This window comes from Mycobacterium sp. E3247 (assembly GCF_001667785.1).
Lineage (GTDB): Bacteria > Actinomycetota > Actinomycetes > Mycobacteriales > Mycobacteriaceae > Mycobacterium.
Genome location: NZ_LZJG01000263.1, coordinates 1 through 26,817 on the forward strand (window position 1 = coordinate 1; position 26,817 = coordinate 26,817).

Below are 26,817 nucleotides of genomic sequence, written 5' to 3' on the forward strand. Positions count from 1 at the left end.
AACGACTCCAGCTCCTGGATGATCTTGCCGTTGCCGCGCACCGGGCCGTCGAGCCGCTGCAGGTTGCAGTTGATCACGAATGTCAGGTTGTCCAGGCCCTCGAGTGCCCCGACATGCAACATTCCCCGGCTCTCGGGCTCGTCCATCTCGCCGTCGCCCAGAAAACACCACACGTGCTGGTCGGAGGTGTCCTTGATGCCCCGGTCGTGCAGGTAGTGGTTGAACCGCGCCTGGTAGATGGCGTTGAGCGGGCCCAGCCCCATCGAGACGGTGGGGAACTCCCAGAAGTCGGGCATCAGCCGCGGGTGCGGATAGGACGGCAACCCGCCCCCGGCGTGGCTGTGTTCCTGGCGGAAGCCGTCCAGCCGATCCTCGCTGAGCCGGCCCTCGAGGAAGGCGCGCGCATAGATCCCAGGCGAGGCGTGGCCCTGGATGAAAACCTGGTCGCCGCCGCCGGGATGCGATTTGCCCCGGAAGAAGTGGTTGAAGCCGACCTCGTAGAGCGCCGCCGACGACGCGTAGGTCGAAATGTGGCCACCGACGCCGACTCCCGGCCGCTGGGCGCGGTGCACCATGATCGCGGCGTTCCACCGGATCCACGCCCGGAAGCGCCGTTCGACGTCCTCGTCGCCGGGGAACCACGGCTCCAGCTCCGTCGGGATGGTGTTGACGTAATCGGTTGACGTCAGCGACGGAATGGCGACACGCTGCTCGCCGGCCCGTTCCAGCAGTCGCAGCATCAGATACCGCGCCCGCGCCGGCCCGGAGCGCTCCAGCAGGTCGTCGAACGACTCCAGCCACTCCGAGGTCTCTTCGGGGTCGATGTCGGGCAGGTACGACGCGACACCTTCGCGGATCACCCGAACCCGGTCGGGTTCGCTTGCGCTGCTAGGGGATTTGGCCAGATCGTGGCGCGCGAACTCGGTTGTCAACGCACTGCTCCTGTAGTTGGCGGGGGATATGCCCTCGGGTGCTGCGCACCGTCTCCCTCTATCGTGCCGCACCCGCCTGTGGCGGGGCCAGCCGACGTCCGGTAGCCGACGCGGGTTCACCGGGCCGACACGAACGCGTGCGTGGCGGGACTTTCGGCAAAGGCACCCGGTAACGTCAGGGCGTGCTCATCGGATGGCGTGCCGTCCCTGCGGGGAGCTTCCCCAGGCGAGGCGCTCTGGCGCTCGGATGTATCGCGGCGACGCTGATGGGGATCGTGGGGTGTACCAGCGTCACCAACGGGACGGCCACCCCCGACACCCAGGTGGCCCCGGCCTATCGCCAGTCGGTGTCGGCGTCGGTGTCGGCCTCCTCCGCGACGTCGCGCGTGCGCGAGTCGCAGCGGCAGCAGTCGCTGACCACCCGGGCGGTGCGCACGTCGTGCGACACGCTGGCCACCTCCAGCAAGGACGCGATCGACAAGGTCAACGTCTTCGTCGGCGCCTTCAACGCGGGCCGCGGCACCGGCCCCACGGAAGGGCCGGCCATCGACGCGCTGAACAGCAGCGCCGACACCGTGGGCAGCAGCTTCAACGATGCGCTGTCCCAGCAGCTGAAGGACGCGTTCAACGCCTACATCGACGCCGCCCGCGGCGTGGCCAACGCGATCGGCACCCACGCGCCGACGGGGGAATTCAATCGGCGGGTGGACCAGCTCAACGACGCCAAGACGAAGGCGCTGAAACTCTGCCTGGCGTCCTTCTGAGGCGCCTGGTGAGGCGCGAGTGACGACCGGGTTGTGGCTGTGCGACGATAATCCCCAATCGCAGAGCGCGCAGATGGCTTGCGGAGAGATGCAAGGAGGCTCCACGGTGGTCGCGGCGGATCACGCCCCGGGCTACGCCCGCAAACTGGGCATCCAACGAGACCAAGTTGTCCAGGAATGGGGCTGGGACGAGGACACCGACGACGAGATCCGCGCTGACGTCGAGGAAGCGTGCGGCGGTGATTTGCTCGATGAGGACACCGACGAGGTGGTCGACGTCGTGCTGCTGTGGTGGCGTGACGGGGACGGCGACCTGGTGGACACCCTGATGGATGCGATCAGCCCGCTGGCCGAGGACGGCGTGATCTGGGTGCTGACGCCCAAGACCGGCAAGCCCGGCCACGTGCTGCCGGCCGAGATCGCCGAGGCCGCGCCCACCGCCGGCCTGATGCCGACCTCGTCGGTGAACTTGGGCGATTGGAGCGCCAGCCGGCTGGTGCAGCCGAAGTCCCGAACCGGGAAGCGTTGATGCTGCCCGTCGGCGCCACCGCCCCGGACTTCACACTGCGCGACCAGAACCAACAGCGGGTCACCCTGAGCACCTACCGCGGCGCCAAGAACGTCTTGCTGGTGTTCTTCCCGCTCGCCTTCACCGGCATCTGCCAGGGCGAGCTGGATCAGCTGCGCGATCACCTGCCCGACTTCGAGAACGACGACAGCGCGGTGCTGGCCATCTCCGTGGGGCCGCCGCCCACGCACCGGATCTGGTCGCTGGAGAGCGGGTTCACCTTTCCGGTGTTGTCGGACTTCTGGCCGCACGGCGAGGTCAGCCAGACCTATGGCGTGTTCAACGACGAGGCCGGGTACCCCAACCGCGGCACCTTCGTGATCGACCGCACCGGCATCATCCGGTTCGCGGAATGCAAACAGCCCGGCGAATCCCGCAACCAGCGGCTGTGGACCGACGCGCTGGCGGCTTTGCGGGACTGAGAGTTTTGGGTGCTCGGGCTTGGGGCGTGTAGCCTCCCCGGGGCACGGGCGCGTAGCTCAGTGGTAGAGCTCTGGTTTTACACACCAGCGGTCGGCGGTTCGATACCGTCCGCGCCCACTCATCTTGTCCGGGATTCGCGAGCGTAACGCCACGGCGACTTTCGGCCCCGATTTTCGCCGTGGCGTTACGCTCGCGGCGTGAACGAGCAACCCGTGGAACCGTTTCGCATCGACGTGCCCGACGACGTCCTGGACGACCTGCGCTCGCGCCTGGCTCGCACCCGCTGGCCGGACGCCGAATGCGTGGACGACTGGAGCCAGGGCATGCCGCTGGCCTACACCCGCGACCTGGCCGGCTATTGGGCCGACGAATACGACTGGCGCTCACGCGAAGCCGGGCTCAACCGCTTCGACCAATTCACCACCGAGATCGACGGGCTCGACATTCATTTCATTCACCAGCGCTCCCCGCACGACGGCGCGTTCCCGCTGCTGATCACCCACGGCTGGCCCGGCTCGATCGTCGAGTTCCACAAGGTGATCGAGCCGCTGACCAATCCGGCGTCCGGGCGCGCCGAGGACGCCTTCCACGTGATCTGCCCGTCGCTACCGGGGTACGGATTCTCCGGCAAACCCACCCGCACGGGCTGGGGCGTGGAGAGGATCGCCGACGCCTGGGAGGCGCTGATGCTGCGCCTGGGCTACGACCGCTACGGCGCCCAGGGCGGCGACTGGGGCGCCGCCGTGACGACGCAGATCGGCCGAAACCAGGGCCACTGCGCGGCGATCCACCTCAACATGCCGATCGGGCGGCCCGCGCCGGAATCCCTGAAGAATCCGACGGAAGAAGAGCAGCGGGTGCTGGCCGCGTTGGCCGAGCACCGCGAGTGGGGCACCGGCTATTCCAAGCAGCAGTCGACCCGGCCGCAGACGCTGGGTTACGGGCTGGCCGATTCGCCGGTGGGGCAGCTGGCGTGGATCGTCGAGAAGTTCTGGGCGTGGGCCGATTGCGACGGCCATCCCGAAAACGTGTTCACCCGAGACGAGCTTCTCGACAACGTCATGGTCTATTGGGTGACCGACACCGGCGCGTCCTCGGCCCGGCTGTACTGGGAGAGCTTCAGGGCCTGGGGGCAGCTGGGTCGCGTCGAATTACCCACCGGGGTCGCGGCTTTCCCCAAAGAGATCCTGGGCGCCCCGCGGTCGTGGTGCGAGCCGGTCTACAACATCACGCATTGGACGACCATGGACCGCGGCGGACACTTCGCCGCCTTCGAGCAACCGGAGCTGTTCGTCGAGGACGTGCGCGCGTTCTTCGCGACCGTGCGGCGCTAGACGATCCGCCAGCCGCGTCGCGCCCGAAAGCGCATGTCCCACAAGTAGATCCGGTAGCCAAGTATCCAGGTCCCGCGCGGCAGGAAGAGGTCCGCCAGTCGCAGTGCGGACAGCAGCCACCCGAACCGACGCTGCTGTGCCTGCGACCAGTCCAGCCGCATCAAGGCGCGAAACTCCGGAGCCAAAAACCCCGTCGTCGCGAACAGATTGAACGGGCCGGCCAGCACGCGCAACGGCCACGGCAGGAAGGTCAGCGACGCCACGCCGCGCAGGTGCTCCCGCACCGGCGGGTCGATGCGCAGCTCATCGAGCGAGCGCTTCCAGTACTCGTCGAACGCCGCCCGGTCCGGCGGCCACATGCGTTCGGGCACCTGCAGCGTGGTGCCCAGCCGCCTGGCGTCGAGATACACGGCGTCGGCAGCGTCGTCGTCGAGGGGGCCGTACAGGAACTCGTACTGGTCGACGAAATAGCGGTACAGGCACGACGCCACCCACAGCTGCAGTTTGGGGTCAAAAGCGTTGTAGGACACCGGGCTCGACGACGTGGAGTGGACCTGCCGGTGCGCGGTGTCCACCGCGCCTCGGATCAACGCGCGGTCGGACTCGGTGCCGATGGTGGCGACCGCCAGGTAGGTGCCGGTGGTGCGGCCCGCTTGAACGGATGCTTGTAGACGTTGCCGCTGTCCACCGGGCTCTCCAGCACGCCGTAACCGACGCCGGGCAGGGACAACTGCATGATGACGTTCGCGGCCGGCAACAGCAGCGCCGCCGGGTTCAGCAGGTCGGCAACCCGGGTCGCGGGCCGCTTCATCGCGGACGACGCCATGGCTTCGAGTCAACCACGTCCCGGACGTTACATCCGCCCGAAAACGGGCACGCCTAGCCAGATGAGCACCCAATTCGGCGTCTCGGCCACCGGCCCGGCGCGCCACCGGGCGACCGCAACGGCGGGCGCGTTCGAGTCATCCCTCCTGATGTGGTGGGTGATCGTCGTGCTGATCGCCGCGGTGATCGTCGCGGGCATCTTCGCCATGGCCTAGGCAGCGCTTGTCGTCGCGACGGCTGCGTTGTGAGACGCTGCCGGGGTGGTTGCGACGCGGACCCGGCTGGCCGGCGTGCTGGCCGGATATCTGGCCGACGTCGCGCTCGGCGACCCGGCGAGGGGGCATCCGGTCGCGGCGTTCGGCCGACTCGCCGCGGGGCTGGAGCAGGTGACCTACCGCGACAGCCGGGCAGCCGGCGTGCTGCACGTCGGCGCCCTGGTCGGGGCGGTGGGATTGCTCGGCGCCGCGCTGCAACGCACCGCCGACCGCGCCGGCCGGCCCGCCTCGATCGCGGTTACCGCCGCGGCCACCTGGGTCTCGGTGGGTGGAACCACGCTGGCGCGCACCGGCCTGGAGATGTCGGACCTGCTGGCACGCGGAGACATCGAAGCCGCGCGCCGGCTGCTGCCGGCGCTGTGCGGGCGCGACCCGGCCTGGCTGGACGGCCCCGGCCTGACCCGTGCGTCGCTGGAATCGGTCGCGGAAAACACTTCCGACGCCCAGGTGGCGCCACTGCTGTGCGCGGCTGTCGGCGGGGCGCCCGGGGTGCTGGCGTACCGCGGCATCAACACGCTGGACTCGATGATCGGTTACCGATCGGCGCGCTATGCCCGATTCGGTTGGGGCGCGGCGAAATTGGACGACGCGGCCAACTATGCGGGCGCGCGGGTGACCGCGGCGCTGGTGGTGGCGTTCGCGCCCTTCGTCAGCGGGTCACCGTCGGGGGCGGTGCGGGCCTGGCGTCGGGACGCCGCCCGTCACCCCAGCCCCAACGCCGGCGTGGTCGAGGCGGCCTTCGCCGGGGCGCTCGGGGTGCGGCTGGGCGGGCCCACCCAGTACCGTCACGAGCTGCAGATTCGGCCCACGCTGGGTGACGGCCACGAGCCGACGGTGGCCGACCTGCGCCGCGCGGTGGCGCTGTCGCGCCTGGTGCAGGCGGGCGCGGCGCTGCTGGCCGGGGCGCTGTGTTACCGGCGCCGGCCGTAGCGGTCGGCGAGTTTGGCCTCCACGGTCGTCGGGGCCTGCTGCGCCGCCGGCCTCTCCGCCGGTCGCTGTTCCTTTTCCCGGCGGCGGGCGCGGAGCTCGGAGTACGCGAAGTAACCCAAGCCGAGCGGGGCGACGATACCGAAGGAAATCCACTGGATCCCGTAGGACAGGAACGGGCCGGCGTCCAGGTGCGGCACGCCGATGACCCCGAGCCCGCCGGGCTGGTCCTCGGTCAACTGAAGATACGACCCGGCGAGCGGGACCTTGGTGAGCGCCGACACCTGCCCCGTGTTGATCGAATACACCTGCAGCGCACCGTCTTCGGTGAGGGGCTCTTTGCCGGTGGCGACGGCCTCGGAATCGCGCAGCCGGGCGGTGACGGTGACGGTGTCACGGGGCGGGCGAGGGATCGGCGGGACGTGGGATCCCTGCTCGGGCCGGACGTAGCCCCGGTCGACCAGGACGGTGGGTCCGCCGTCGACGACGAAGGGTGCCAGCACCTCGTACGCCGGCTTGCCCTCGATCACCCGCAACCGGGCCAGCACCTGGACGTCGGGCAGGTAGTGCCCTGTCGCCGTGACGCGGCGCCACTGCGCGTTCGGGGCGGACGAATCCTGCTGCGGCAACAGTGTTTTCAGCGCAACGGGCTCGGTGTTGAGGGAATACTCGATCTGGCGGTTCTCCTGCGACGTCCGGTTGTGCTTGCCCAGCTGCCAGGGCGCCAGCACCGTGAAGCACAGGTAGGTGAAGGCGACGACCACCAGCGCCAGTGCGATCCAGCCCGGCCGCAGCAGGAATGCCAGCCGACGCATGTCAACCGGACCCGTTGCGGGCGAGTCGCTCGTCGACCCAGGCGTGCAGGCCGGGCAGCGAGGCCTCGATGACGGTGAACACGTCCTCGAAGTCCTGCGCGTCCCCGTAGTAGGGGTCCTCCACGTCGAGGGCGTGGGCGCCCGAACGCGGATCGAAGGACCGCAGCATCCGCACCCGCTCCCCGTCTACGCCCAGCTCGCGCAGCATCCGCAGGTGGTTGCGGCCCAGCGCCACCACCAGGTCGGCCGCCAGATGGTCGGCGTCGACCTGGGCGGCGCGGTGCTCGGCGGAGTAGCCGTGGGCGCGCAGCACGTCGGCCGCCCGGTCGTCGGCGCATTCGCCGACGTGCCAGTTGCCGGTGCCCGCGCTGGTCACCCGCACGGCGTCGGCCAGGCCGCGGCGGCGCAGCTGGTCGGCGAACATCTTCTCGGCCATCACCGACCGGCAGATGTTGCCCGTGCAGACGAACGTGACGTGCAGCGACTCAGACACCCAGCACCGCCCGCAGCTCGTCGATGGTCGCGGCGTGCGTCACCGCCGTGGACCCGGCCGCCGCCGCGCCGGCGGGGAAGTCGTCGCGCCCGTAACCCCAGCCCACCACCACGGTGTCGATGCCGTGGGCGGCCGCACCGTGCACGTCGTGGCTGCGGTCGCCGACCATGAGCACCCGCTCGGGCAGCGGTTGCAGCTGTTCGAGCGCGTGCGCGAGCACCTCGACCTTGGTCTTGCGGGAGCCGTCCGGGCTTGCCCCGGCGATCACCTCGAAATGCTGATCGAGCCCGAAATGGGCCAGGATGCGCCGGGCCGTCGGTTCCAGCTTCGAGGTCGCCACGGCCAGCCGGACACCGGCGGCCTTCAGGTCGGCCAGCAGCGGCTCGATGCCCTCGAACAGGGTGTTCATCGCCCAGCCCCGGCTGCCGTATTCGGCGCGGAAGGCGGCGATCGCCGGCTCGGCGTCCTCGCCCAGCATGGTGCGGAAGGTGTCGTCCATCGGCGGCCCCACGATCCGCGCCACCAGGTCGCCGTCGGGCACCGCGACCCCGACCTGGTCGAGCGCGTGCAGGAAGCTGGCCACGATGCCCTCCGCGGAGTCGGTGAGCGTGCCGTCGAGGTCGAAGATCACCAGCTGGGCCGTCAAGATTGTGCCTGTCACCTCACCATTGTCCTCGATGGGCCGGGCCGGGTGTGACGGTGTCGCTGCTGAGCCCGGAAGCCGCCCACTAGTGTTTCTCGGATGGCGAGTCTGAACCTGACCCCGCCTGCGGTGCGCTATCACGGTGATCAGGCCGTCGCACCCGGGATGCTGGATTTCGCCGTGAACGTCCGGCACGCGCAACCGACCGAGTGGCTGATGCGGCGGCTGGCCGCACGGCTGACCGATCTGGCGCGCTACCCCAGCGCCCAGGACGTGCGCGCGGCGCAGGACGCGGTCGCCGAGCGGCATGGCCGCGCCGCCGACGAGGTGCTCCCGCTGGCGGGCGCGGCGGAGGGGTTCGCGTTGTTGCCCAACCTGCGTCCGGCGCGGGCGGCCGTCATCGCGCCCTCGTTCACCGAGCCGGCGGACGCGCTCAGGGCCGCCGGCGTGCCCGTGCACCACGTCGTGCTCGAGCCGCCCTTCGGCCTGGAGGACGTGACCATCCCCGACGACGCCGACCTGGTGGTGGTGGGCAACCCGACCAACCCCACGTCGGTGTTGCACAGCCGCGAGCAGCTGCTCGCGTTGCGCCGGCCAGGGCGGATCCTGGTGCTCGACGAGGCGTTCGCGGATTCCATTCCCGGGGAACCGGAGTCGCTGGGAGGTGCCTCGCTGCCCGACGTGCTGGTGCTGCGCAGCCTGACCAAGACGTGGGCGCTGGCCGGGCTGCGGGTGGGCTACGCCCTGGGCTCGCCGGAGGTGTTGACCCGCTTGACGACTCAGCGTGCGCACTGGCCGCTGGGGACGCTGCAACTGACGGCCATCGCGGCATGTTGCGGCCGGCAGGCCGTCGCCGAAGCGGCGGCCGGTGCGGTGCGGTTGGCGGAGCTGCGCACCGAGATGGTGGCCGGGCTGACGTCGGTGGGCGCCGAGGTGGTCGACGGTCGGGCCCCATTCGTGCTGTTCCGCATGCCGGACGCCGCCTTGATTCGAAAGAGCCTGCGGGACAGGGGGATTGCCATCCGCCGCTGTGATACTTTCGTCGGCTTGGACGAGCGCTATCTGCGGGCCGCGGTGCGCCGGGAGTGGCCGCTGCTGGTCCAGGCGATTGCGGAGGCGCTCCGATGAGCGTGCGGCTGGCCGACATCATCGGCGTGCTGGACGAGGCCTACCCGCCGCGGCTGGCCGAACCGTGGGACTCGGTGGGCCTGGTGTGCGGCGACCCCGACGATGCGCTGGAGTCGGTGACCGTCGCGATCGACGCGAAGCCGGCGGTGGTCGGCGAAGTTCCCGAGGGCGGCCTGCTGCTGGCCCACCACCCGCTGCTGCTGCGGGGGGTCGACACGGTGGCGGCCAGCACCCCCAAGGGCGCGCTGGTGCACCGCCTGATCCGAACGGGGCGTTCGCTGTTCACCGCGCACACCAACGCCGACTCCGCCTCACCGGGGGTGTCCGACGCGCTGGCCCAGGCGCTCGGCCTGACCGTGGAAGCGGCCCTGGAGCCGCGAACGGCCGCCCCCGACCTCGACAAGTGGGTGATCTACGTGCCGCGCGAGCACGCGGACGCGGTGCGGGCGGCCGTCTTCGAGGCCGGCGCCGGACACATCGGCGACTATTCGCACTGCAGCTGGACCGTCGGCGGCATCGGGCAGTTCCTGCCGCACGAAGGTGCGTCGCCCGCGGTGGGCAGCGTCGGAACCGTCGAGCAGGTGGCCGAAGACCGGTTCGAGGTCATCGCGCCCGCGCGGATCCGGTCCGCCGTGCTGGCGGCGATGCGCGCCGCCCATCCCTACGAGGAGCCGGCATTCGACGTCTTCGCGTTGCTGCCCTTGCCCGGCGACGCCGGGTTGGGCCGCATCGGCACCCTGCCCCGGCCCGAGCCGCTGCGCGACTTCGTGTCCCGCGTCGGCGCAGCCCTGCCGCGGACGGCGTGGGGCGTCCGCGCAACGGGCGACCCCGACATGCCGGTCTCCCGGGTCGCGGTCTGCGGTGGCGCCGGGGATTCGCTGCTGGGGACCGCGGCCGGCGCCGGCGTGCAGGCCTACGTCACGGCCGACCTGCGGCATCATCCGGCCGACGAGCATGGCCGGGGCTCCGGCGTGGCGTTGATCGACGTGGCGCACTGGGCGAGCGAGTTTCCGTGGTGCGACCAGGCTGCCGACCTGCTGCGGTCCCATTTTGGTGCGGCCCTGTCGGTGCGGGTGTGCACCATCCGCACCGACCCCTGGAACATGGGGCAGTGCGACGACGAGATCGGGAGTGAGCAGTGATGAAGGCCGAAATCGCGCAGCAGCGTTCGCTGCTCGAGCTGTCGAAGCTGGACGCCGAGCTGGCCCGCATCACGCACCGGGCCGGCCATCTCGCGGAGCAACAGACCCTTGAGCGGGTCCAGGGCGAACTCAACGTCGCCGGTGACCGCGTGGGCGCCATTCGAATCGCGTTGGAGGACATCGATATCCACGTGTCGCGATTGGAGTCCGAAATCGAGGCGGTCCGGAAGCGCGAAGACCGGGACCGGTCGTTGCTGCAGTCCGGTACGCCCGACGCGAAGCAACTGTCGGATCTGCAGCACGAGCTGGAGACCCTGACGCGGCGCCAGGCCAGCCTGGAGGATTCCCTGCTGGACATGATGGAACGCCGCGAGGAGCTGCAGTCCCAGTTGGACGATGCGCAGCGCAAGGTCGAGGCGCTGGAGGCCGAATTGGCCGGCGCCCAAGAGGCTCTCGACGCCGCGGTCGCCGAAATCGGCGACGCCCGCCAGGAGTATTCGTCGCGCCGCGACACGCTGAGCGCGGCGTTGGACCCCGCCCTCTCCGCGCTCTACGAACGGCAGCGCGCCGGGGGAGGGCCGGGTGCCGGGCCGTTGCTGGGGCGCCGGTGCGGTGCCTGCCGGCTCGAGATCGACCGGGGTGAGTTGTCCCGGATCTCCGCCGCCGCCGAGGACGACGTGGTGCGCTGCCCGGAGTGTGGCGCGATCCTGTTGCGGGTCAAGGGGCTCGACCAGTGAAAGTGGTGATCGAGGCCGACGGCGGGTCGCGCGGCAACCCCGGCCCGGCCGGCTACGGCGCCGTGGTGTGGACCGCGGACCGCTCGACGGTGCTGGCGGAGACCAAGCAGGCCATCGGCCGGGCCACCAACAACGTCGCCGAATATCGCGGCCTGCTGGCCGGTTTGGGCGACGCGCTCGAGCTCGGCGCCACCGAGGCCGCGGTCTTTTTGGATTCCAAGCTGTTGGTGGAGCAGATGTCGGGCCGGTGGAAGGTCAAGCACCCCGACCTCATCGAACTGCACGGGCAGGCCCGAAACCTGGCGGCGCGGTTCGAGCGGATCGACTACACGTGGATTCCGCGGGACCGCAACTCCTACGCCGATCGGCTGGCCAACGAGGCGATGGACGCCGCCTCCGGCGACCCGGCGCAGGAAACCCCGCGACCCGCGGCCGAGCCCGCGAAAACTGCCGCGCCGCAATCACCGCAGGCTCCCGGCTGGACCGGTGCGCGCGGCACCCCGACCAGGCTGCTGTTGCTGCGACACGGCCAGACCGAGCTCTCGGTGCAGCGCCGCTACTCCGGTCGCGGCAACCCGGCCCTCACCGAAGCGGGTCTGCGGCAGGCCGACGCCGCGGCGCGTTATCTGGCGCAGCGCGGCGGGATCTCCGCGGTGTTCGCCTCGCCGCTGCAGCGGGCGTACGACACCGCGGCCCGGGCCGCCAAGGCGCTCAGCCTGGACGTGACCGTCGACGACGAGCTGATCGAAACCGATTTCGGCGCCTGGGAGGGGCTGACCTTCGGCGAGGCCGCCGAGCGCGACCCGGAGCTGCACGGCCGCTGGCTGCGTGACACCGGGACCACGCCGCCGGGCGGGGAAAGCTTCGACGACGTGCTCGACCGGGTCGTCCGGGCGCGCGAACGCATCATCGCCGCGCACGAGGGCACGACCGTGCTGGTGGTGTCCCACGTGACGCCGATCAAGATGCTGCTGCGGCTGGCGCTGGAGGCGGGGCCGGGCATCCTGTACCGGCTGCACCTCGACCTCGCGTCGCTGAGCATCGCCGAGTTCTATCCCGACGGTGCGTCCTCCGTGCGTCTGGTGAACCAGACCGGCTACCTTTAACCACCAGGTGTGAGGAGACGTCGATGCAGCCGTCCGAGCCGGTCCGTGCGGCCGTCCCCGCGGATGTGCGGGCGCGGGTGATGCCGGCGGTGCTCGACGAGCTGACCCGCTGGGGTGTCGAGCGGTTCAGCGTCGAGGCCCTGGCCGAGCGGTATCACCTCGATGTGGCGATGGTGTACCGGTACTGGGGAGATCGGCGTCAGCTGATCGTCGATGCGGTGCTCAGCGACGTGGAGACGGTGAGTTCGGGAACCGACACCGGCTCGTTGCGCGGGGACCTAGAGGCGTTGGCCCGCAACGTGACCAACCGGATCAACAGCGAGGTCGGCCGCACGCTCATGCGCGCACTGGTCATGGACCGGCGCGGGGGACACGACGAAGCCACCCGGCTCAGGTTCTGGCGGGCGCATTTCAACGCGGTGCGTGCGGTCGTGGACCGGGCCAGGGAGCGGGACGAACTGCGCGAGGGCGTCAACACCCTGGCCGCCGTCCAGATCGTGCTGGCGCCGCTCAACATTCGTGTCCTGTTCTCCGACGCTCCCGTCGACGACGAGTACTGTGCGGCCATCGTCGACATGGCGTGGCACGCGCTGGCGCGCAAATGAGCCCGGCCGTAGCATCCGCCGTATGAGAAGGACATTCGTTGCCACGTTCGCCTTCGGGTTGATCGTCGCGTTGTTCGGTTCGATCTGGGCGCTGCAGGGATTCGGGGTGCTTGGCGGTAGCCCGATGAGCAACACCACGACCTGGTCAATCATCGGTCCCATCACGGCGGTGATCGGACTCGTGATCGCGGTAGTCAGCTGGCGGAAACTCTCGTCGAAATAGTGCTTCATGTCCCCGCAACGGTGAAGTCCACCGTGTGCAAGCCGGTGGCGCCGTCGGGGACCGTCGCGGCCCTGTCCGAGGTCTGGGTGGCCCCGGTGTTGTCGGTGGCTCGCACCGTGATGGTGTGCCGCCCAGGGCTTTTCGCCTGCCAGGGAAAGCTCCACAGCCGCCACGTCTCGTTGGAGTAGCTTGCGCCCTGCTCTGCGGCCTGCCACCCGCCGTCGTCGACGCGGACTTCCACGGACCGCACGCCGCGGTTCTGCGCCCACGCGACACCCCCGAAAACCACGGGACCCACCGGCACCCGCTGACCATTTTTCGGCACGTCGATCCGCGACTCGGTCTTGACGGGTGCGCGCGCTGCCCAACCCTGCCGCGTCCAGTACGCCTTCGCCTTGTCGAAGCGAGTCAGCTCCATGTCGACGACCCACTTGGTGGCCGACACGTACCCATAGAGCCCAGGGACGACCAGCCGGGCCGGATAACCGTGCTCGATCGGTAAGGGTTCACCGTTGAGGGCGACCGCCAGCAGCGCGTCGCGCCCATCGGTGAGTGCATCCACCGGGGTGCCGGCGGTGAACCCGTCGATCGACATCGACAGCACCATGTCGGCCTCCGGGCGCACACCGGCCGCGGCCAACAGATCGGCCACTCGATAGCCGGTCCAGGCGCCGGTCGAAATGAGATCGCCGCCAACGGGATTGGACACGCAGGTGAGTGTCGCCACCTTTTCGACCACGTCGAAGCCGGCTAGGTCGGCGAAGCTGTAAGTCGCTTCGCGGTTCACCATGCCGTGGATGCGCAGCCGCCAGTCGGTGTGGCTGAGTTGGGGGACGGTGAGCGCGGTATCTACCCGGTAGAAGTCGGCGCTGGGTGTGACGAAGCTCGGCAGCGCAACGCCTTTCGGCTGCACTTCGGCGGGTATCGGCGGCGCCGATGCGCGCGGTTTGGGCAGCGTGAAGCTGGTGCGGTCCGCGGCCACCGAATGCACCCACCGTGTGATGACCGCACCCGCTACGCCGCTCACGACTCCGAATCCGAGCGCGCCGAGCACGACCAATCTGCGCCTACCGGCATCCGGCTCGTCGTGCTCGGATGCTTCTGGGCCGGACCCAAACCGGCCGGTGAGCAGGCGCAGGGTCGTCACGCCGCAGGCCGCGCCAGCGACGGTCGGGATCGTGTCGAGTGGCGTCGTACCCTGCCGCGACAGCACCGCGACGCATCCGAGCGCGCCCGCCGCGACGATCACGGCGCTACCGAGGGGGCGCGGCCGAGTCTCGAGCGTCCCGGCGATTGCGGCGGTGGCGGCGATCACCACCAGCACTGCTACGGCTAGGAAGAGTTTGTCCGAAGAGCCCAGGCTCGCAATCGCCCACTCTTTGACCGGGCCCGGTGTCAGATCGACGACGGCCGCGCCGATCGCGGCCCGCGCGTCGGCCCGCGCACCGAACGGGATGCCTACCAGCTCGGCCACCCCAAGCGCGACGGATGCGGCTGCGACCCCGGCGATCATCCGCTCGTTCGACGGCGCGCCGGCCATAGGAGATACGTTCCGCTTCAACGCGCCAGGGAGATGGCGGCTTCGGGGCAGTTCTGCTCGGCGATGACGGCTTGTGCCTCGAGTTCACCGGAGACCTCGGCGACGAGCACAACGCAGTGGCCGGCGTCGTCGGCGTCGAAGACGTCGGGCGCCAGGGTGTAGCAGCGCCCGTGCCCGGTGCACCGGTCGGCGTCGACGGCTACTTTAGCCACGCCGCCTCCTCCTCATCGCTGCGCTCTGCATCGTCGACGGCTGGGCGGGTCATGGCGCCGGAAACACCAGGGGCAGCGACTCCACCGAGCGCAGGGCCGCGGTGTAGCTCAGCTGGGTGCCCGGCTTGATCTCGTAATCCGGTATGCGCCGGTGGAACTCGCGTAACGCCACCCTCAGCTCCATGCGGGCCAGGTGGGAGCCCAGGCAGCGATGCGGACCGCCCCCGAACGCGCGGTGCCGGTTGGGGTTGCGGGTGAAGTCGACCAGCTCCGGATCGGCGAACTCGGCCGGATCGGTGTTGGCCGCGCCCAGCAACGGGCTGACCCGTTCGCCCTTGTGGATGGGGCAGCCGCCCACCTCGACGTCTTGGATGGCGACCCGTGCGACACCGGGCACCGGTGTCTCCCACCGCAACAACTCCTCCACGGCGCTGGGCAGGATGTCGGGCTGCTCGACCAGCTGACGACGGTGGTCGGGGTGGCGCGCCAGGTACACGAAGAAGCAGTCGAGTGAGTCGGTCACCGTGTCCAGGCCGGCGATCAGGAAGAGGAAGCAGATGTCGAGGAGCTCTTCGCGCGACAGCGGCCGCCCGGCGACGTCGGCGGCGATCATCGCCGACAGCACGTCGTCGCGGGGGCTGGCGATGTGGTCGTCGATAGCGCGGTCGAAGTAGTCGTAGATCTGTTGCGCCACCGCGGCGGCGCTCTCGTGCCGCCGGTCGAAGCCGGAGTCGCCCTCCGGTCGGATCACACCGTCCTTCCATTCCAGAAACTTCTCGAGGTCTTCCAGCGGCAACCCGAGCAGCTGCAGGAAGGCGGTGCACGGCAGGGGCACCGCGAACTCGGTGTGAAAGTCGCACTCGCCCCGATCGGCGAAGCCGTCGATCATCTCGTTCACCAGCTCGGTGACGCGTGGCTCGCGGCGGGCCATCTCGCGCGGAGTGAACAACGGATCGAGGATGCGGCGGTACTTCGCATGCTCGGGCGGGTCGATCTGCAGGGGGATCAGCGGCCGCACGTTGCCCAGGTCGACCGCGTCCATGTTCGACGAGAACAACTCCGTGTGTTTGAGTGCCATCTCGATGTCGGCCAGTCGGCTGAGCACCACGGCCTGCGGTGACCGGAACACCGGGCTCGATTCGCGCAACGCCTTGTACATCGGCTGTGGGTCCGCCAGACCGGTCACCGTCTGGTCGACGAACCCCTCGGTATCTGTCATCTGGTCAGACTGGCACCAACGTCCCCGCCGGGCAATGGTCAATGCTGAGCGGCCGCACAATCGCCGCGCTGCGCTCAGCTGTGCAGGTGCAGCCGTTCGCCGTGCGGCCCGAAGATCACGATGGCCTCCACCGGGCCGTCGACCGCCCCGAACCAGTGCGGTGTCCAGGTGGAGAACTCGACCGCTTCGCCCGGCGCGATGGTGAAGTCGCGGTCGCCGAGCAGCAGCCGCAGCCTGCCGGACAGGACGTACATCCAGTCCTGGCCTTCGTGCACCGGCAACTCCGCCGGCGGGGTGCGGCGCCGGGCGCTCACCCGAACCTTGAACGCGTGCAGACCGCCGGCGGGACCCTGACGGGTCAGCGGCCAATAGGTGACCCCGTGGTGGGTGTGGGCGGCGCCGCGCACCCGCGGATCGTGGGCTTCGGAGGGCTGCAACAACTCGTCGGTGCTGACCGACAGCGCCCGCGCCAGGCGCGGGAGGTGATCGAGGGCGAGCCGGCGCTTTCCCGACTCGAGGCGGCTGAGCGTCGAGACGTCGATGCCGGCGCGCGCGCCGACTTCTTGCAGCGTCATGCCGCGCTGCGTGCGCAGCTCACGCAGGCGCCGGCGCACCTGAAGGTCGATATCGGGAGCGTTCTTTGCCTGCATGGCAAATAAGCTTGGCAAGCCGAACCCAGCTGGGCAAGCTCGCGGTATGGAAACTTCATGCAAACCTGATGACGCCCAGCGGTTCTGGGAAGAGCGTTACCGATCGACCGACCGGGTGTGGAGCGGGCGGGTCAACCCGCGCCTCGCCGAGGTGGCTGCCGACTTGCCTGCGGGCCGGGCTCTGGACCTGGGCTGTGGGGAGGGCGCTGACGCGTTGTGGCTCGCCGAGCGTGGGTGGCAGGTGGTGGCGGTCGACGTCTCGGCCACCGCGCTGCAACGCGCGGCGGAGGCGGCGTCGGCGCGAAACGTGGACGGGCGCATCGACTTTCAGCTCCACGATCTCAACGAGAGCTTCCCGGACGGGATGTTCGACCTGGTATCGGCGCAGTTTCTGCACTCGCCGGCCCGGCTGGACCGCGACTTCGCGCTGCGGCGGGCGGCCGAGCATGTGAGCCCCGGCGGTGTGCTGCTGATCGTCGACCACGCGGCAGCCCCACCGTGGGCGGAGCACCACCACCACTCCTTTCCCACGATCGACGAGGTGCTCGCATCGTTGCGGCTGGACAACGCCTGGACCCCGGTGCGGGCGGAGACGGTGGAACGGGAGGCGGTCGGACCCGACGGACAAGCCGCGGCCCTGCGGGACAACGTGATGGCTCTGCGGCGCGTCGGATAACCTCAGGCCGCGTCGTGGAAGATCAACCCCAGGGCGTAGCGTTCGCCGGAGCGCACCACCGACACGCCGTGCCGCACCGGCGCCGCGGACCAGCCGCGGCTGGAGGCCACGGGCCGCTCGCGGGTGGTGAACACGAATCCATGCCCCTGCGGCAATTGCGTTGCCATGCCGCGGGATTGGGCCCGCAACCGCTGTTCGACGAGCAGAAATTCGCCGCCGGTGTAGTCGGTGCCGGGCTCGCTGAGGTTGATCACCACCTGCAGCGGAAACACCAAGTCGCCGTAGAGGTCTCGGTGCAGGGCGTTCCAGTCGCCCGCGCCGTACTTCAGCATCAGCGCGGTGGACCTGGTTTGGCCGGCGGCGTGGCAGATCGCCAGCCAATCGTCCAGACCGTCGGGCCAGGGCGCGTCGCGGCCGAGTTTGCCCCACCAGTCGCGGGCGATCGGCAGCAGCCGCGGGTACAGCGCGTGTTTGAGCTCGTCGATCGGGTCGGGATAGGGTGCCCGGAAGTAGCGATACTGCCCGGCGCCGTACCGCTTGGGCGCCATGTCGATGGTCGAGCGGAACAGGCTGTCGTCGTTGTAGAGCTTGCGGAGCCGCGCCGCTTCGCTGGTGGTGACCAGCCTCGGCAGTAGCGCCCCGCCGTCTTCGTTGACCGTGCCGGCGATGGCGTCCCAGTCGCCGGAGTCGACGCGCTTCTTCCACCGGGACATCTGGCGCCCTTTCGTGTGCCTGTCTGCGAGGTCCACGATAGAGCCGGCGTGCGAGGTTGCTGGCAACGGCATCGCGCAGGTAGTAGCCTGGATCGTCGCGGACGAGTTGGCCGGGCGGCCGCGGACCGCCGCAAGGCGGTTCGAGGAAAGTCCGGACTTCACAGAGCGGGGTGATTGCTAACGGCAATCCGAGGTGACTCGCGGGACAGTGCCACAGAAAGCAGACCGCCACCCTCGCGGTGGTAAGGGTGAAACGGTGCGGTAAGAGCGCACCAGCATCCCGGGTGACCGGGGTGGCTAGGCAAACCCCACCCGAAGCAAGGCCAAGAAGGCCGCACCGGAAGGTGCGGCCGCGCAGGCGTTCGAGGGTTGCTCGCCCGAGCCTGCGGGTAGGCCGCTCGAGGCACCCGGCGACGGTGTGTCCAGATGGATGGTCGCCGCCGCGCATCTTCGGCTGCCGGAGGTGCGCGGAACAGAATCCGGCTTACAGGCCAACTCGTCCGCCCCGCTTTAGGCGTCCGCGAAACTGTATTCCGCGACGCGTTCGCCGAGTAACCCCGTCGCCAGTTACAGTCTCGCGGGGTTGAGCGCCCCGCTCAGCCGGCCTTGTGCACCGCCTTGGCGAGCTTGCGCAACGCGTCGTCGAGCTGCTGTTCGCAGCGCTCGGCCAAGTCGGCCTCCTGCTGATACAGCAGGCCGTAGGTGAAGGTGTCCTCGCCGGCGGCGTGCGCGGCTTCGGATTCGTGGCGCAGATGTTCGCGGCTGACCACGCTGTCCTGATGGTCGCCGAGCAGCGACTGAACGGCCTTCGCCTGCTCGGACACCCTGTCGGCGCCGGTGGCCGCGGCGGTGTACCGAAGTCGCTTGGCCCGCTTGCGAATCCGGTGGATCGATTCGTCACGCGCGTGATGGTCCTCCGGGTGTTCGCCGGCCACCTGGGCGGCGGCTTTGGCGGCCTTGCGAACCTTCTTGTAGGCGGCGTCGATGGTGACCGGCGGGTGCTCTTCGCCGGGCGCGGCGGCCGGGGGTTGCGCCGCTATCGCATCGAGGGCGTCGAGCAGACGGAAGTAACGCTGCGACCGCATGGCGATCAGCGACCGACGCAGCCCGGTCTGATAGCGGCGCTGCGCGCCGCCGACCAGACGCTCATGCACCGGACCGCGCACCAAATCCGGTGTGAGGCCGTCCAGTTGGCGCTCGTAACGCTCCGCGAGGACTTCGGCGTCGCGCGCAATGCCGAGAATGCCGGCGAGCTCGCGCAGTTCGTCGAGCACCCACCCTTCGTCGGGTAACCCGAACGACTCCTGGTAGTCGCGCAACAGGCTGCGCAGCTTGCGGGTGGTGACCCGCATCTGGTGAATGGAATCGAACGCGTCGGCGCGTACCGCGCGATCCCACACCAAGAGTTCGCGGATCTGATCGGCCACCGCGCGCTGCAACGGGTGCTCGGCGGCCGGCGCGCCGTCGGGCTGCGGCGTCGTGCCGAGTACCCGCGCCAGCTTGGAGGCATGACCGGCCGGTGCGGCGCCGGCGTCGAGCAGCCGATTGCCCAACCGGTTCAACAGCTCGGTGTCCGGCGCCCCATTCGTCTCGACCAGTTCCAGCTCCCACTCGCGCCACTCCTGCTGGGTGGGCTCCACGTCGGGGTCGTCGGAAGCGCGGGCCGACCAGGCGGTGACGTGGTCGTTGCAGAACTCCGCCAGGGGCGTGTCGTCGGCCGCGTACAACACCTGGGTTTCACGCTGGGTGGTGATGCGGGCGACCGGTTCGAGCGGACGGTCGCGCACGATCGCCAGCACGATGTCCACCAGCTCCTCCGGCACGGTGTCGGGCCCGCCCGGGCCCGAGGTGTCCAGCGGCGTCCGGACTTCGGTACGCGCCTCTGGCCCGGCCGGCAGCTTCAGGTGCCATCCCGCGTCCGAGCCGCCGCTGCGGCGGCGCAGGGTGATCTTGTTGCGGGCGAGGTCCTGTGCGGGGGTGTCGAAGTACGTCGCGTCCAGTGTCTGAGTGGGCGACTTCTCGACGTGCGCCACCGCTGCGATGCCTTCGAACGAAGGTGACACGGTGGACTCGCCGACATCGAACTTGCGCTCCACCTCGCGATGGCGCGAGGTTTGTGGCGCTTTTGCAGGCATTTTCGGCTCCGTTGAGGGCGCGTCGTCGCGGCCGTGAAGGGATAATGGGTTCTCCTAGCCTGCCATACCGCGGTGACGCGAATGGCGGCGCCGGCAGCTACCGGCGCGGCGTTACGGCGGCGGCGGCGAGTCTTCGCGGAGATGCAGCGCCAGGCCGCTCAGTTCGCGGATCGTCTGGATCTCGGGCTCGCGGAACGGACGTCCGTCGGGCGCGAGCAGATCGTGGAACCACACCGCGGGCATGGCCGTGTACGGGTGCTCCCAGGAGTCCCACGGAAAGAAGGTCTGGGTCTTCCCCGCGACCAGCCCCCAGTTGAACGCCCCGACGTTGTAGCGCTTGGCGATGGGCAACACGCCCGGGATGGTGCTGCCCAACGGCCGGGCCATGTACTCGGTGCACAGGATGGGGCGCCCGTAGGGGACAAGCTCGTTGATGCGGGTCTCAAACCACGCCGGCTTGTCATAGGAGTGGAACGTGATCACGTCGGAGTTGTCGAGCTGAATGCCGCTGATCGCGCTGCGGCGTCCCGGGTCTGCCCACTCGCCCTGCCACACGGCGCTCGTCAATGGTTGACAGGGATCTACCGCGCGTGCCCACTCGAACACCTGCGGAAGCAGGTTCGCGACGACGGCTTGTTTGTCTTTCCTCTCGACGGCGCGATATTGGTGCGAGGGATTATCGGGCTCATTCCACAGATCCCAGCCCAAAATGCGGTCGTCGTTGCGGAACTGGGTCAGCACTCCGGTGACGTAGTCATGCAGCGTGCGGGCATAGTTGGGATCATCGATGCGTTGCGCGCCCGGACTTTGCACCCAGCCGGAGTTGTGGACGCCGGGCCTCGGCGGGCGCTGCGGACCTGCTTGCGGGAGCGGATCCCAACAGGAGTCAAACAAGACGAAGAGCGGCTTGATGCCGTGCCGCGCCACGATGTCGACGAACTGCGCGAGACGGCCCTGGAACCCTTGATAGTCCTGCGCCCAGAGCAGGTCGTGCAGGAAGACCCGGATCGTGTTGAACCCGGCTGACCGGGCCCAGCCCAGCTCCGTATCGATGCGCTGCGGGTCGTAGGTGTCGGCCTGGAACATCTCCAGCTGGTTGATGGCGTTCGACGTGATGTAGTTCGCGCCGACCAGCCAACCTTGAGCTCGGTACCAATTACTGGCCCGGTCTGGTGACCACGGGCTCGATTTCGGCGAGGTGGGGGGCGGTTGCGCGGCCGCGCGAGGTGCTCGGGCCAGTGCAGCGCCCCCTGCCAATGCCAGCGGTATCTTCAGCACCGTTCGACGGTGCACGAAGTCACCATGAATCGCCCGGTCGATCGGTTTCACCCTTGCTCTCGGAGTAGAGACCTCATCCAAGAACAATCGTACCGGCCTGCCACACAAGGATTTTCGGAATTGACAGGATCCGGTGGGCGAAACGTCTAGTCGCGCCCGTCAGAAGCAGTGCTCGTCGGCGGGAAAGACCCCCTCCGCCACCTCTTTCGCATATTGCCTTGCGGCCCGGCGCAATTCCCCGCCGACGTCGCCGAACCGCTTCACGAATCGGGCGGCCTTGCCGCTGCTGACCCCGCCCATGTCCTGCCAGACCAGAACCTGGCCGTCGCAGTTCGGGCCGGCCCCGATTCCGACGGTCGGGATGGTCAGCTTGCCGGTGATCTGGGTGGCAAGTTCCGCCGGCACCATCTCCATGACGACGGAGAACGCCCCGGCTTCGGCGACGGCGATCGCGTCGGCGACGGTCTGTTCCGCGGCGTCACCGCGGCCCTGGACCCGGAAGCCGCCCAGGCTGTTCACGCTCTGTGGCGTGAACCCGATGTGCGCCATCACGGGGATCCCCGCCGCGGTCAGGCAGGCGATCTGCTCGGACACCCGCTCGCCGCCCTCGAGCTTGACGGCGTGGGCGCCGCCCTCCTTCATGAACCGGGTGGCCGACGCCAGCGCCTGGGCCGGGCCCGCCTCGTAGCTGCCGAACGGCAGGTCCGCGACGACCAGGGCGTGACGCGCTCCGCGCACCACGCCGCGCACCAGCGGGATCATTTCGTCGATCGAGACCGGCACCGTGGTGTCGTAGCCGTACACGACGTTGGCGGCCGAGTCGCCGACCAGCAACACCGGAATGCCCGCCTCGTCGAAGATGCGGGCGGTCGAATAGTCGTAGGCCGTGAGCATGGCCCACTTGTGCCCTTCGGCCTTCATCTTCTGCAGGTGGTGGGTGCGGATTTTGGTGAGCGGCTGCGCCTGTTCGGACGTGCCCGCACCATAGACGTTCTGCTCAGACATCATTGTCCTATTGGTGGTCGGGTCGATCCTCGTGGCCCTCAACGGGTCCCCGGGTTCGTCTGACGGTGCCATTCTGCCATCTCTTCCGCGCAGTCGCACCGTCCGGGTGATGTGAGACATGCCATGCGCGGGGCTCGCGGCCGGCCGGTAACCGCTCGGCGGTGCCGCTCACGAGAATCTCAGCTTCCCTCTGGCAGCATATGTTGGCATGGGTCTGTCTCGCCGCGGCAAGTTCGCGCGCATGCTGCTGGTTTCGACAACGGTTGCTGCCGTGGCGCTCCTGGTCGGGGGCTGCGTTCGCGTCGTCAACGGGCGCGCCCTGCTGGCCGAACCCAAGCTGGGGCAGGCCGTGGAATGGACACCGTGTCGGTCATCCAACCCGAAGGCCAAGATCCCCGCGGGCGCGCTGTGCGGCAAGCTCGCGGTGCCGGTCGACTACGACCACCTCGACGGCGACGTGGCCACGCTGGCGATGATTCGCTTCCCCGCCACCGGGGACAAGATCGGCTCGCTGGTGATCAACCCCGGCGGGCCCGGCGAGTCCGGTATCGAGGCCGCCCTCGGTGTCGTCCAGTCGTTGCCGAAGCGGGTCCGCGAACGGTTCGACCTGGTGGGTTTCGACCCCCGCGGGGTGGGATCGTCGCGGCCGTCCATCTGGTGCAACTCCGACGCCGACAACGACCGGCTGCGCACGGAGCCGAACGTCGACTACAGCCCCGCCGGCGTGGCCCACATCGAGGACGAGACCAAGGAGTTCGTCGGCCGCTGCGTGGACAAGATGGGCAAGAACTTTCTGGCCAACGTCGGCACGGTCAACGTCGCCAGGGACCTCGACGCGATTCGCGCGGCGCTGGGCGACGACAAGCTGACCTACCTGGGCTACTCCTATGGCACCCGAATCGGCTCCGCCTACGCCGAGGCCTACCCGGACAAGGTGCGGGCGATGATCCTCGACGGCGCCGTCGACCCCAACGCCGATCCCGTCGAGGCAGACCTGCGCCAGGCCAAGGGTTTCCAGGACGCGTTCAACGACTACGCCACCGAGTGCGCGAAACAGTCGAGCTGCCCGTTGGGCACGGACCCGGACAAGGCCGTCGACGTCTACCACAGCCTGGTCGACCCGCTGGTCGACCCGAACAACCCGATGGTGGGAAGGCCGGCTCCTACCAAGGATCCGCGGGGACTGAGCTATAGCGACGCCATCGTCGGCACCATCATGGCGCTGTACTCGCCGACGTTGTGGCACCACCTGACCGACGGGCTGAGCGAACTGGTCAACCACCGCGGCGACACGCTGCTGGCGCTGGCCGACATGTACATGCGCCGTGACGCGCACGGTCACTACACCAACGCCACCGACGCGCGCGTCGCCATCAACTGCGTCGACCAACCGCCGATCACCGACCGCGCCAAGGTGATCGACGAGGACCGCCGCTCGCGGGAGATCGCGCCGTTCATGAGCTACGGCACCTTCACCGGCGACGCCCCGCTGGGCACCTGCGCGTTCTGGCCGGTGCCGCCGACGAGCAAGCCGCACACCATCTCCGCGCCCGGCCTGGCCCCGACGGTGGTGGTATCGACTACCCACGACCCGGCCACCCCCTACAAGGCCGGGGTCGACCTGGCCAACCAGCTGCGCAGTTCGCTGCTCACCTACGACGGCACCCAGCACACGGTGGTGTTCCAGGGCGACGGTTGCATCGACAACTACGTCACCGCGTACCTGGTCGGCGGCACGACGCCGCCCAGCGGCGCAAAGTGCTAGGGCGCGTACGGGTCTGACGTCGAGCGCAATCGCACACTCGGTGCGGGTCGCAGACGAGATCAAGGCGTAACCGTTTTGCGCCATTTCGGGAACCCGAGGCTGACACGATGACTGCCATGTCGCGCCTGAGACCGTTCAGTTCGGCGCTGGTGTCATTCGGGCTGTTGGCCGCGCAATCGGTGGTGGGACCGGCGGTCGCGGGCGCCACCCCGGAGCCGGGTTCGGGGCAGAGTCCCGCTCCGAGGCCGTCGTCCGCAACCCCGCAGACGTGGGGGAGTTGCGGTCAATTCGCCACCGACACAAGCGATGTCCCCACCGCGCAGTGCACCACCGTCTCCGTTCCGGTCGACTACGACAACCCGGGAGCGGGGCAGGCCAGGCTGGCGGTGATCCGCGTGCCGGCCACCGGCCAACGGATCGGTTCGCTGTTGGTCAATCCGGGCGGTCCCGGCGGGTCCGCGGTCGACATGGTGGCCGGCATGGCGCCGGATCTGGACGGCACGCCCATTCGGCGCAACTTCGACCTCGTCGGCTTCGACCCGCGGGGGGTGGGGCATTCGACCCCGGCGCTGCGCTGCCGCTCGGACGCCGAGTTCGACGCCTACCGGCGCGAGCCGATGGTCGACTACAGCCCGGCCGGTGTGGCGCACATCGAACAGCTGTATCAGCAGCTGGCCCGGCAGTGTGCGAGCCGCATGGGACCCGGGTTTCTGGCCAACGTCGGCACCGCCTCGGTGGCGCGCGACATGGACATGGTCCGCCAGGCGCTGGGTGACGACCAGATCAACTACCTCGGCTACAGCTACGGCACCGAGCTGGGCACCGCGTACCTGGAAAAGTTCGGGGCCCACGTGCGGGCGATGGTGCTCGACGGTGCGATCGACCCGACCGTCGGCCCGGTCGACGAGAACGTTCAGCAAATGGCGGGATTTCAAACCGCTTTCAACGACTACGCCACCGACTGCGCCCGCTCGGCGGGCTGCCCGCTGGGCACCGACCCGGCCCAGTTCGTCAACCGCTACCACGCGCTGGTCGACCCGTTGGTCGCCAAGCCCGGTCGCACGTCGGACCCGCGTGGCCTGAGTTACGCCGACGCGACCACCGGCACCATCAACGCGCTCTACACCCCGGCGCACTGGAAATATCTGACCAGCGGCCTGCTCGGCCTGCAGCGCGGCACCGACGCCGGTGACCTGCTGGTGCTCGCCGACGACTACGAGGGCCGCGACCGCGGCGGTCATTACACCAACGATCAGGATGCGTTCAACGCGATCCGTTGCGTCGACGCGCCGTCGCCGACGGATTCGGCGAGCTGGGTCTCGGCCGATCAACGGATTCGCCAGGCGGCGCCATTCCTCAGCTACGGGCAGTTCACCGGGGCCGCGCCCCGCGATCTGTGCGCACTGTGGCCGGTGCCCGCGACGTCGACGCCGCACGTCGCGGCGCCCGCGGCGCCGGGCAAGGTCGTCGTCGTCTCCACCACGCACGATCCGGCCACCCCGTACCAGGCCGGGGTCAACCTGGCCCGCCAGCTGGGCGGCCCGCTGATCACCTACGACGGGACGCAGCACACCGCGGTGTTCAACGGGGACCAGTGCGTGGACGGCGCCGTGATGAGGTACCTCGTCGAGGGCACATTGCCGCCGCCGGGCTACCGATGCCAGTCCTGACCGCACTGAGCAGCCTGTTTGCAATGTTGGCAATTGTTCCGATCGCGCGTCGGTAACACAGAATTAACAGCTGTTGCCTACTGTTTCGGTTATGGATCGCCAGAAGGAATTCGTCCTCCGCACGCTGGAGGAACGGGATATCCGCTTCGTTCGGCTGTGGTTCACCGACGTGCTCGGTTTCCTCAAGTCGGTCGCCATCGCCCCAGCCGAACTCGAGGGTGCCTTCGAAGAGGGCATCGGCTTCGACGGATCCTCGATCGAGGGCTTCTCGCGGGTCTCGGAATCCGACACCGTGGCCAACCCGGACCCGTCGACCTTCCAGGTGCTGCCCTGGGCGTCCGGCGGACACCACCACTCGGCGCGGATGTTCTGCGACATCACCATGCCGGACGGCTCGCCGTCCTGGGCGGACCCGCGACACGTGCTGCGCCGCCAGCTGCAGAAGGCCAACGACCTCGGGTTTTCCTGCTACGTCCACCCCGAAATCGAGTTCTTCCTGCTGCAGCCCGGCCCCAACGACGGCTCGGTGCCCGTCCCGGTCGACAACGCGGGCTACTTCGACCAGGCCATCCACGACTCCGCCTCGAACTTCCGCCGCCACGCGATCGAGTCGCTGGAGTTCATGGGCATCTCGGTGGAGTTCAGCCACCACGAGGGTGCGCCCGGCCAGCAGGAGATCGACCTGCGCTTCGCCGACGCCCTGTCGATGGCCGACAACGTGATGACGTTCCGCTACGTCATCAAGGAGGTCGCGATCGAGAACGGCGCCCGCGCGTCGTTCATGCCCAAGCCGTTCGGGCAGCACCCCGGCTCGGCGATGCACACCCACATGAGCCTGTTCGAGGGCGACGTCAACGCCTTCCACAGCCCCGACGACCCGCTGCAGCTGTCCGACGTGGGCAAGTCGTTCATCGCCGGCATCCTGGAGCACGCCTCCGAGATCAGCGCGGTCACCAACCAATGGGTCAACTCCTACAAGCGGCTGGTGCAGGGCGGCGAGGCGCCCACCGCGGC

At 69.2% G+C, this 26,817-nt stretch carries 27 protein-coding genes, 1 tRNA gene, 1 other RNA gene and 2 pseudogenes; 18 read left to right on the forward strand and 13 right to left on the reverse strand.

Features of this window, described 5'->3' with window-relative positions; translation table 11 throughout:
- Positions 1 to 932: pseudogene (locus A9X04_RS14515) on the reverse strand (pyruvate dehydrogenase (acetyl-transferring), homodimeric type); the annotation flags it as partial.
- A 182-nt stretch (positions 933 to 1,114) separates the two neighbouring features.
- On the opposite strand from A9X04_RS14515, the gene A9X04_RS14520 reads away from it, so the two are divergent.
- From A9X04_RS14520 to A9X04_RS14540, 5 genes are all read left to right on the forward strand, one after another.
- Positions 1,115 to 1,696 carry a hypothetical protein gene (locus A9X04_RS14520; RefSeq protein ID WP_067921448.1) on the forward strand — a complete coding sequence of 194 codons (582 nt, stop codon included), beginning with the start codon at positions 1,115 to 1,117 and terminating at the stop codon, positions 1,694 to 1,696.
- Between the two features lie 106 nt (positions 1,697 to 1,802).
- Positions 1,803 to 2,225 (forward strand): DUF3052 domain-containing protein, encoded by a 423-nt coding sequence (locus A9X04_RS14525; RefSeq protein ID WP_067921490.1) that lies wholly within the window; start codon positions 1,803 to 1,805, stop codon positions 2,223 to 2,225.
- Positions 2,225 to 2,686: a peroxiredoxin gene (locus A9X04_RS14530; RefSeq protein WP_067921450.1), complete on the forward strand. Its 462-nt coding sequence runs from the start codon at positions 2,225 to 2,227 to the stop codon at positions 2,684 to 2,686. Before A9X04_RS14525 ends, A9X04_RS14530 begins: the two co-directional genes overlap by 1 nt.
- A gap of 46 nt (positions 2,687 to 2,732) precedes the next feature.
- A tRNA-Val gene (locus A9X04_RS14535) sits at positions 2,733 to 2,804 on the forward strand.
- Between the two features lie 95 nt (positions 2,805 to 2,899).
- Complete coding sequence (locus A9X04_RS14540) at positions 2,900 to 4,021, forward strand: epoxide hydrolase family protein (RefSeq protein ID WP_067921492.1); 1,122 nt, start codon at positions 2,900 to 2,902, stop codon at positions 4,019 to 4,021.
- Here A9X04_RS14540 and A9X04_RS14545 read toward each other — a convergent pair.
- A pseudogene (locus tag A9X04_RS14545) lies at positions 4,018 to 4,832 on the reverse strand (oxygenase MpaB family protein). The gene A9X04_RS14540 and the pseudogene A9X04_RS14545 overlap by 4 nt on opposite strands.
- Positions 4,833 to 4,908: 76 nt before the next feature.
- Between A9X04_RS14545 and A9X04_RS30425 the strand changes: the two are divergent.
- Both A9X04_RS30425 and A9X04_RS14550 read left to right on the forward strand, forming a co-directional pair.
- A complete protein-coding gene (locus A9X04_RS30425; protein ID WP_156764355.1) occupies positions 4,909 to 5,061 on the forward strand; it encodes a hypothetical protein in 153 nt (50 codons plus the stop codon).
- 45 nt (positions 5,062 to 5,106) lie between these two features.
- The gene (locus A9X04_RS14550; RefSeq protein WP_067921452.1) at positions 5,107 to 6,051 is read left to right on the forward strand and encodes a cobalamin biosynthesis protein; all 945 of its coding nucleotides are present in this window, start codon (positions 5,107 to 5,109) and stop codon (positions 6,049 to 6,051) included.
- Here A9X04_RS14550 and A9X04_RS14555 read toward each other — a convergent pair.
- From A9X04_RS14555 to A9X04_RS14565, 3 genes are read right to left on the reverse strand one after another with little or no spacing between them, the layout of a single operon-like run.
- Positions 6,033 to 6,863, reverse strand: a complete 831-nt coding sequence (locus A9X04_RS14555; RefSeq protein ID WP_067921454.1) for an SURF1 family protein — start codon at positions 6,861 to 6,863, stop codon at positions 6,033 to 6,035. The genes A9X04_RS14550 and A9X04_RS14555 overlap by 19 nt on opposite strands.
- A 1-nt stretch (position 6,864) precedes the next feature.
- Entirely contained in the window at positions 6,865 to 7,356 is a 492-nt protein-coding gene (locus A9X04_RS14560; protein ID WP_067921456.1) for a low molecular weight protein-tyrosine-phosphatase, read from the reverse strand.
- Positions 7,349 to 7,987, reverse strand: a complete 639-nt coding sequence (locus tag A9X04_RS14565) for an HAD-IA family hydrolase (protein ID WP_067921494.1) — start codon at positions 7,985 to 7,987, stop codon at positions 7,349 to 7,351. The genes A9X04_RS14560 and A9X04_RS14565 overlap by 8 nt, the downstream gene beginning before the upstream one ends.
- Positions 7,988 to 8,098: 111 nt before the next feature.
- Between A9X04_RS14565 and cobC the strand changes: the two genes are divergently transcribed.
- The 6 genes from cobC to A9X04_RS14595 are packed head-to-tail and all read left to right on the forward strand — an operon-like array spanning position 8,099 to position 12,940.
- Positions 8,099 to 9,127: an Rv2231c family pyridoxal phosphate-dependent protein CobC gene (cobC, locus tag A9X04_RS14570; protein WP_067921458.1), complete on the forward strand. Its 1,029-nt coding sequence runs from the start codon at positions 8,099 to 8,101 to the stop codon at positions 9,125 to 9,127.
- Positions 9,124 to 10,269, forward strand: a complete 1,146-nt coding sequence (locus A9X04_RS14575) for a Nif3-like dinuclear metal center hexameric protein (protein ID WP_067921460.1) — start codon at positions 9,124 to 9,126, stop codon at positions 10,267 to 10,269. Before cobC ends, A9X04_RS14575 begins: the two co-directional genes overlap by 4 nt.
- Entirely contained in the window at positions 10,269 to 11,006 is a 738-nt protein-coding gene (locus tag A9X04_RS14580; RefSeq protein WP_067921462.1) for a zinc ribbon domain-containing protein, read from the forward strand. The genes A9X04_RS14575 and A9X04_RS14580 overlap by 1 nt, the downstream gene beginning before the upstream one ends.
- Positions 11,003 to 12,112, forward strand: a complete 1,110-nt coding sequence (locus tag A9X04_RS14585) for a bifunctional RNase H/acid phosphatase (protein ID WP_067921464.1) — start codon at positions 11,003 to 11,005, stop codon at positions 12,110 to 12,112. The genes A9X04_RS14580 and A9X04_RS14585 overlap by 4 nt, the downstream gene beginning before the upstream one ends.
- 23 nt (positions 12,113 to 12,135) lie before the next feature.
- On the forward strand, positions 12,136 to 12,717 hold the full coding sequence (locus tag A9X04_RS14590) for a TetR-like C-terminal domain-containing protein (RefSeq protein WP_067921466.1): 582 nt from the start codon (positions 12,136 to 12,138) through the stop codon (positions 12,715 to 12,717).
- 22 nt (positions 12,718 to 12,739) lie between these two features.
- Positions 12,740 to 12,940: a hypothetical protein gene (locus A9X04_RS14595; protein ID WP_067921468.1), complete on the forward strand. Its 201-nt coding sequence runs from the start codon at positions 12,740 to 12,742 to the stop codon at positions 12,938 to 12,940.
- A 4-nt stretch (positions 12,941 to 12,944) separates the two neighbouring features.
- Here A9X04_RS14595 and A9X04_RS14600 read toward each other — a convergent pair whose 3' ends face one another.
- From A9X04_RS14600 to A9X04_RS14615, 4 genes are all read right to left on the reverse strand, one after another.
- On the reverse strand, positions 12,945 to 14,480 hold the full coding sequence (locus A9X04_RS14600; protein WP_067921471.1) for a molybdopterin-dependent oxidoreductase: 1,536 nt from the start codon (positions 14,478 to 14,480) through the stop codon (positions 12,945 to 12,947).
- Positions 14,481 to 14,497: 17 nt separating this feature from the next.
- Positions 14,498 to 14,692: a ferredoxin gene (locus A9X04_RS14605; RefSeq protein WP_067921473.1), complete on the reverse strand. Its 195-nt coding sequence runs from the start codon at positions 14,690 to 14,692 to the stop codon at positions 14,498 to 14,500.
- Between the two features lie 49 nt (positions 14,693 to 14,741).
- Positions 14,742 to 15,911, reverse strand: coding sequence for a cytochrome P450 (locus tag A9X04_RS14610; protein ID WP_067921475.1), 1,170 nt, complete (start codon positions 15,909 to 15,911; stop codon positions 14,742 to 14,744).
- Positions 15,912 to 15,985: 74 nt separating this feature from the next.
- Positions 15,986 to 16,561 (reverse strand): helix-turn-helix domain-containing protein, encoded by a 576-nt coding sequence (locus A9X04_RS14615; protein WP_067921476.1) that lies wholly within the window; start codon positions 16,559 to 16,561, stop codon positions 15,986 to 15,988.
- A gap of 46 nt (positions 16,562 to 16,607) precedes the next feature.
- Between A9X04_RS14615 and A9X04_RS14620 the strand changes: the two genes are divergently transcribed.
- The gene (locus tag A9X04_RS14620; RefSeq protein ID WP_067921478.1) at positions 16,608 to 17,237 is read left to right on the forward strand and encodes a cyclopropane-fatty-acyl-phospholipid synthase family protein; all 630 of its coding nucleotides are present in this window, start codon (positions 16,608 to 16,610) and stop codon (positions 17,235 to 17,237) included.
- Positions 17,238 to 17,239: 2 nt separating this feature from the next.
- Here A9X04_RS14620 and A9X04_RS14625 read toward each other — a convergent pair whose 3' ends face one another.
- Positions 17,240 to 17,950 (reverse strand): 2OG-Fe(II) oxygenase, encoded by a 711-nt coding sequence (locus tag A9X04_RS14625; RefSeq protein WP_067921480.1) that lies wholly within the window; start codon positions 17,948 to 17,950, stop codon positions 17,240 to 17,242.
- Between the two features lie 102 nt (positions 17,951 to 18,052).
- Here A9X04_RS14625 and rnpB point away from each other — a divergent pair.
- Positions 18,053 to 18,453: RNase P RNA component class A (rnpB, locus tag A9X04_RS14630), an RNA gene on the forward strand.
- A 93-nt stretch (positions 18,454 to 18,546) separates the two neighbouring features.
- Here the strand turns inward: rnpB and A9X04_RS14635 are convergent.
- The 3 genes from A9X04_RS14635 to panB form a co-directional block, all read right to left on the reverse strand.
- Positions 18,547 to 20,085 carry a CYTH and CHAD domain-containing protein gene (locus A9X04_RS14635; RefSeq protein ID WP_067921482.1) on the reverse strand — a complete coding sequence of 513 codons (1,539 nt, stop codon included), beginning with the start codon at positions 20,083 to 20,085 and terminating at the stop codon, positions 18,547 to 18,549.
- A 111-nt stretch (positions 20,086 to 20,196) separates the two neighbouring features.
- Positions 20,197 to 21,378: a cellulase family glycosylhydrolase gene (locus A9X04_RS14640; protein ID WP_067921496.1), complete on the reverse strand. Its 1,182-nt coding sequence runs from the start codon at positions 21,376 to 21,378 to the stop codon at positions 20,197 to 20,199.
- Between the two features lie 144 nt (positions 21,379 to 21,522).
- On the reverse strand, positions 21,523 to 22,368 hold the full coding sequence (panB, locus tag A9X04_RS14645; RefSeq protein WP_067921498.1) for a 3-methyl-2-oxobutanoate hydroxymethyltransferase: 846 nt from the start codon (positions 22,366 to 22,368) through the stop codon (positions 21,523 to 21,525).
- A gap of 208 nt (positions 22,369 to 22,576) precedes the next feature.
- Here panB and A9X04_RS14650 point away from each other — a divergent pair, with 208 nt between their 5' ends.
- The 3 genes from A9X04_RS14650 to A9X04_RS14660 all read left to right on the forward strand — a co-directional run.
- Positions 22,577 to 24,133 (forward strand): alpha/beta hydrolase, encoded by a 1,557-nt coding sequence (locus tag A9X04_RS14650; RefSeq protein ID WP_067921484.1) that lies wholly within the window; start codon positions 22,577 to 22,579, stop codon positions 24,131 to 24,133.
- A gap of 107 nt (positions 24,134 to 24,240) precedes the next feature.
- Positions 24,241 to 25,803, forward strand: a complete 1,563-nt coding sequence (locus A9X04_RS14655; RefSeq protein WP_156751967.1) for an alpha/beta hydrolase — start codon at positions 24,241 to 24,243, stop codon at positions 25,801 to 25,803.
- A gap of 91 nt (positions 25,804 to 25,894) precedes the next feature.
- Positions 25,895 to 26,817, forward strand: a 923-nt coding sequence (locus A9X04_RS14660; RefSeq protein WP_067921488.1) for a glutamine synthetase family protein, incomplete at its 3' end; no start/stop codon positions are given.

What these genes read in the sequence shown, in the direction of transcription:
- A9X04_RS30425 (WP_156764355.1), top strand. Translation starts at nt 4,909, where the DNA reads ATGAGCACCCAATTCGGCGTCTCGGCCACCGGCCCGGCGCGCCACCGG.
- A9X04_RS14625 (WP_067921480.1), bottom strand. Translation starts at nt 17,950, where the DNA reads ATGTCCCGGTGGAAGAAGCGCGTCGACTCCGGCGACTGGGACGCCATC.
- A9X04_RS14620 (WP_067921478.1), top strand. Translation starts at nt 16,608, where the DNA reads ATGGAAACTTCATGCAAACCTGATGACGCCCAGCGGTTCTGGGAAGAG.
- A9X04_RS14590 (WP_067921466.1), top strand. Translation starts at nt 12,136, where the DNA reads ATGCAGCCGTCCGAGCCGGTCCGTGCGGCCGTCCCCGCGGATGTGCGG.
- A9X04_RS14610 (WP_067921475.1), bottom strand. Translation starts at nt 15,911, where the DNA reads ATGACAGATACCGAGGGGTTCGTCGACCAGACGGTGACCGGTCTGGCG.
- cobC (WP_067921458.1), top strand. Translation starts at nt 8,099, where the DNA reads ATGGCGAGTCTGAACCTGACCCCGCCTGCGGTGCGCTATCACGGTGAT.
- A9X04_RS14530 (WP_067921450.1), top strand. Translation starts at nt 2,225, where the DNA reads ATGCTGCCCGTCGGCGCCACCGCCCCGGACTTCACACTGCGCGACCAG.
- panB (WP_067921498.1), bottom strand. Translation starts at nt 22,368, where the DNA reads ATGTCTGAGCAGAACGTCTATGGTGCGGGCACGTCCGAACAGGCGCAG.
- A9X04_RS14600 (WP_067921471.1), bottom strand. Translation starts at nt 14,480, where the DNA reads ATGGCCGGCGCGCCGTCGAACGAGCGGATGATCGCCGGGGTCGCAGCC.
- A9X04_RS14615 (WP_067921476.1), bottom strand. Translation starts at nt 16,561, where the DNA reads ATGCAGGCAAAGAACGCTCCCGATATCGACCTTCAGGTGCGCCGGCGC.
- A9X04_RS14575 (WP_067921460.1), top strand. Translation starts at nt 9,124, where the DNA reads ATGAGCGTGCGGCTGGCCGACATCATCGGCGTGCTGGACGAGGCCTAC.
- A9X04_RS14635 (WP_067921482.1), bottom strand. Translation starts at nt 20,085, where the DNA reads ATGCCTGCAAAAGCGCCACAAACCTCGCGCCATCGCGAGGTGGAGCGC.
- A9X04_RS14655 (WP_156751967.1), top strand. Translation starts at nt 24,241, where the DNA reads ATGACTGCCATGTCGCGCCTGAGACCGTTCAGTTCGGCGCTGGTGTCA.
- A9X04_RS14580 (WP_067921462.1), top strand. Translation starts at nt 10,269, where the DNA reads ATGAAGGCCGAAATCGCGCAGCAGCGTTCGCTGCTCGAGCTGTCGAAG.
- A9X04_RS14595 (WP_067921468.1), top strand. Translation starts at nt 12,740, where the DNA reads ATGAGAAGGACATTCGTTGCCACGTTCGCCTTCGGGTTGATCGTCGCG.
- A9X04_RS14650 (WP_067921484.1), top strand. Translation starts at nt 22,577, where the DNA reads ATGGGTCTGTCTCGCCGCGGCAAGTTCGCGCGCATGCTGCTGGTTTCG.
- A9X04_RS14555 (WP_067921454.1), bottom strand. Translation starts at nt 6,863, where the DNA reads ATGCGTCGGCTGGCATTCCTGCTGCGGCCGGGCTGGATCGCACTGGCG.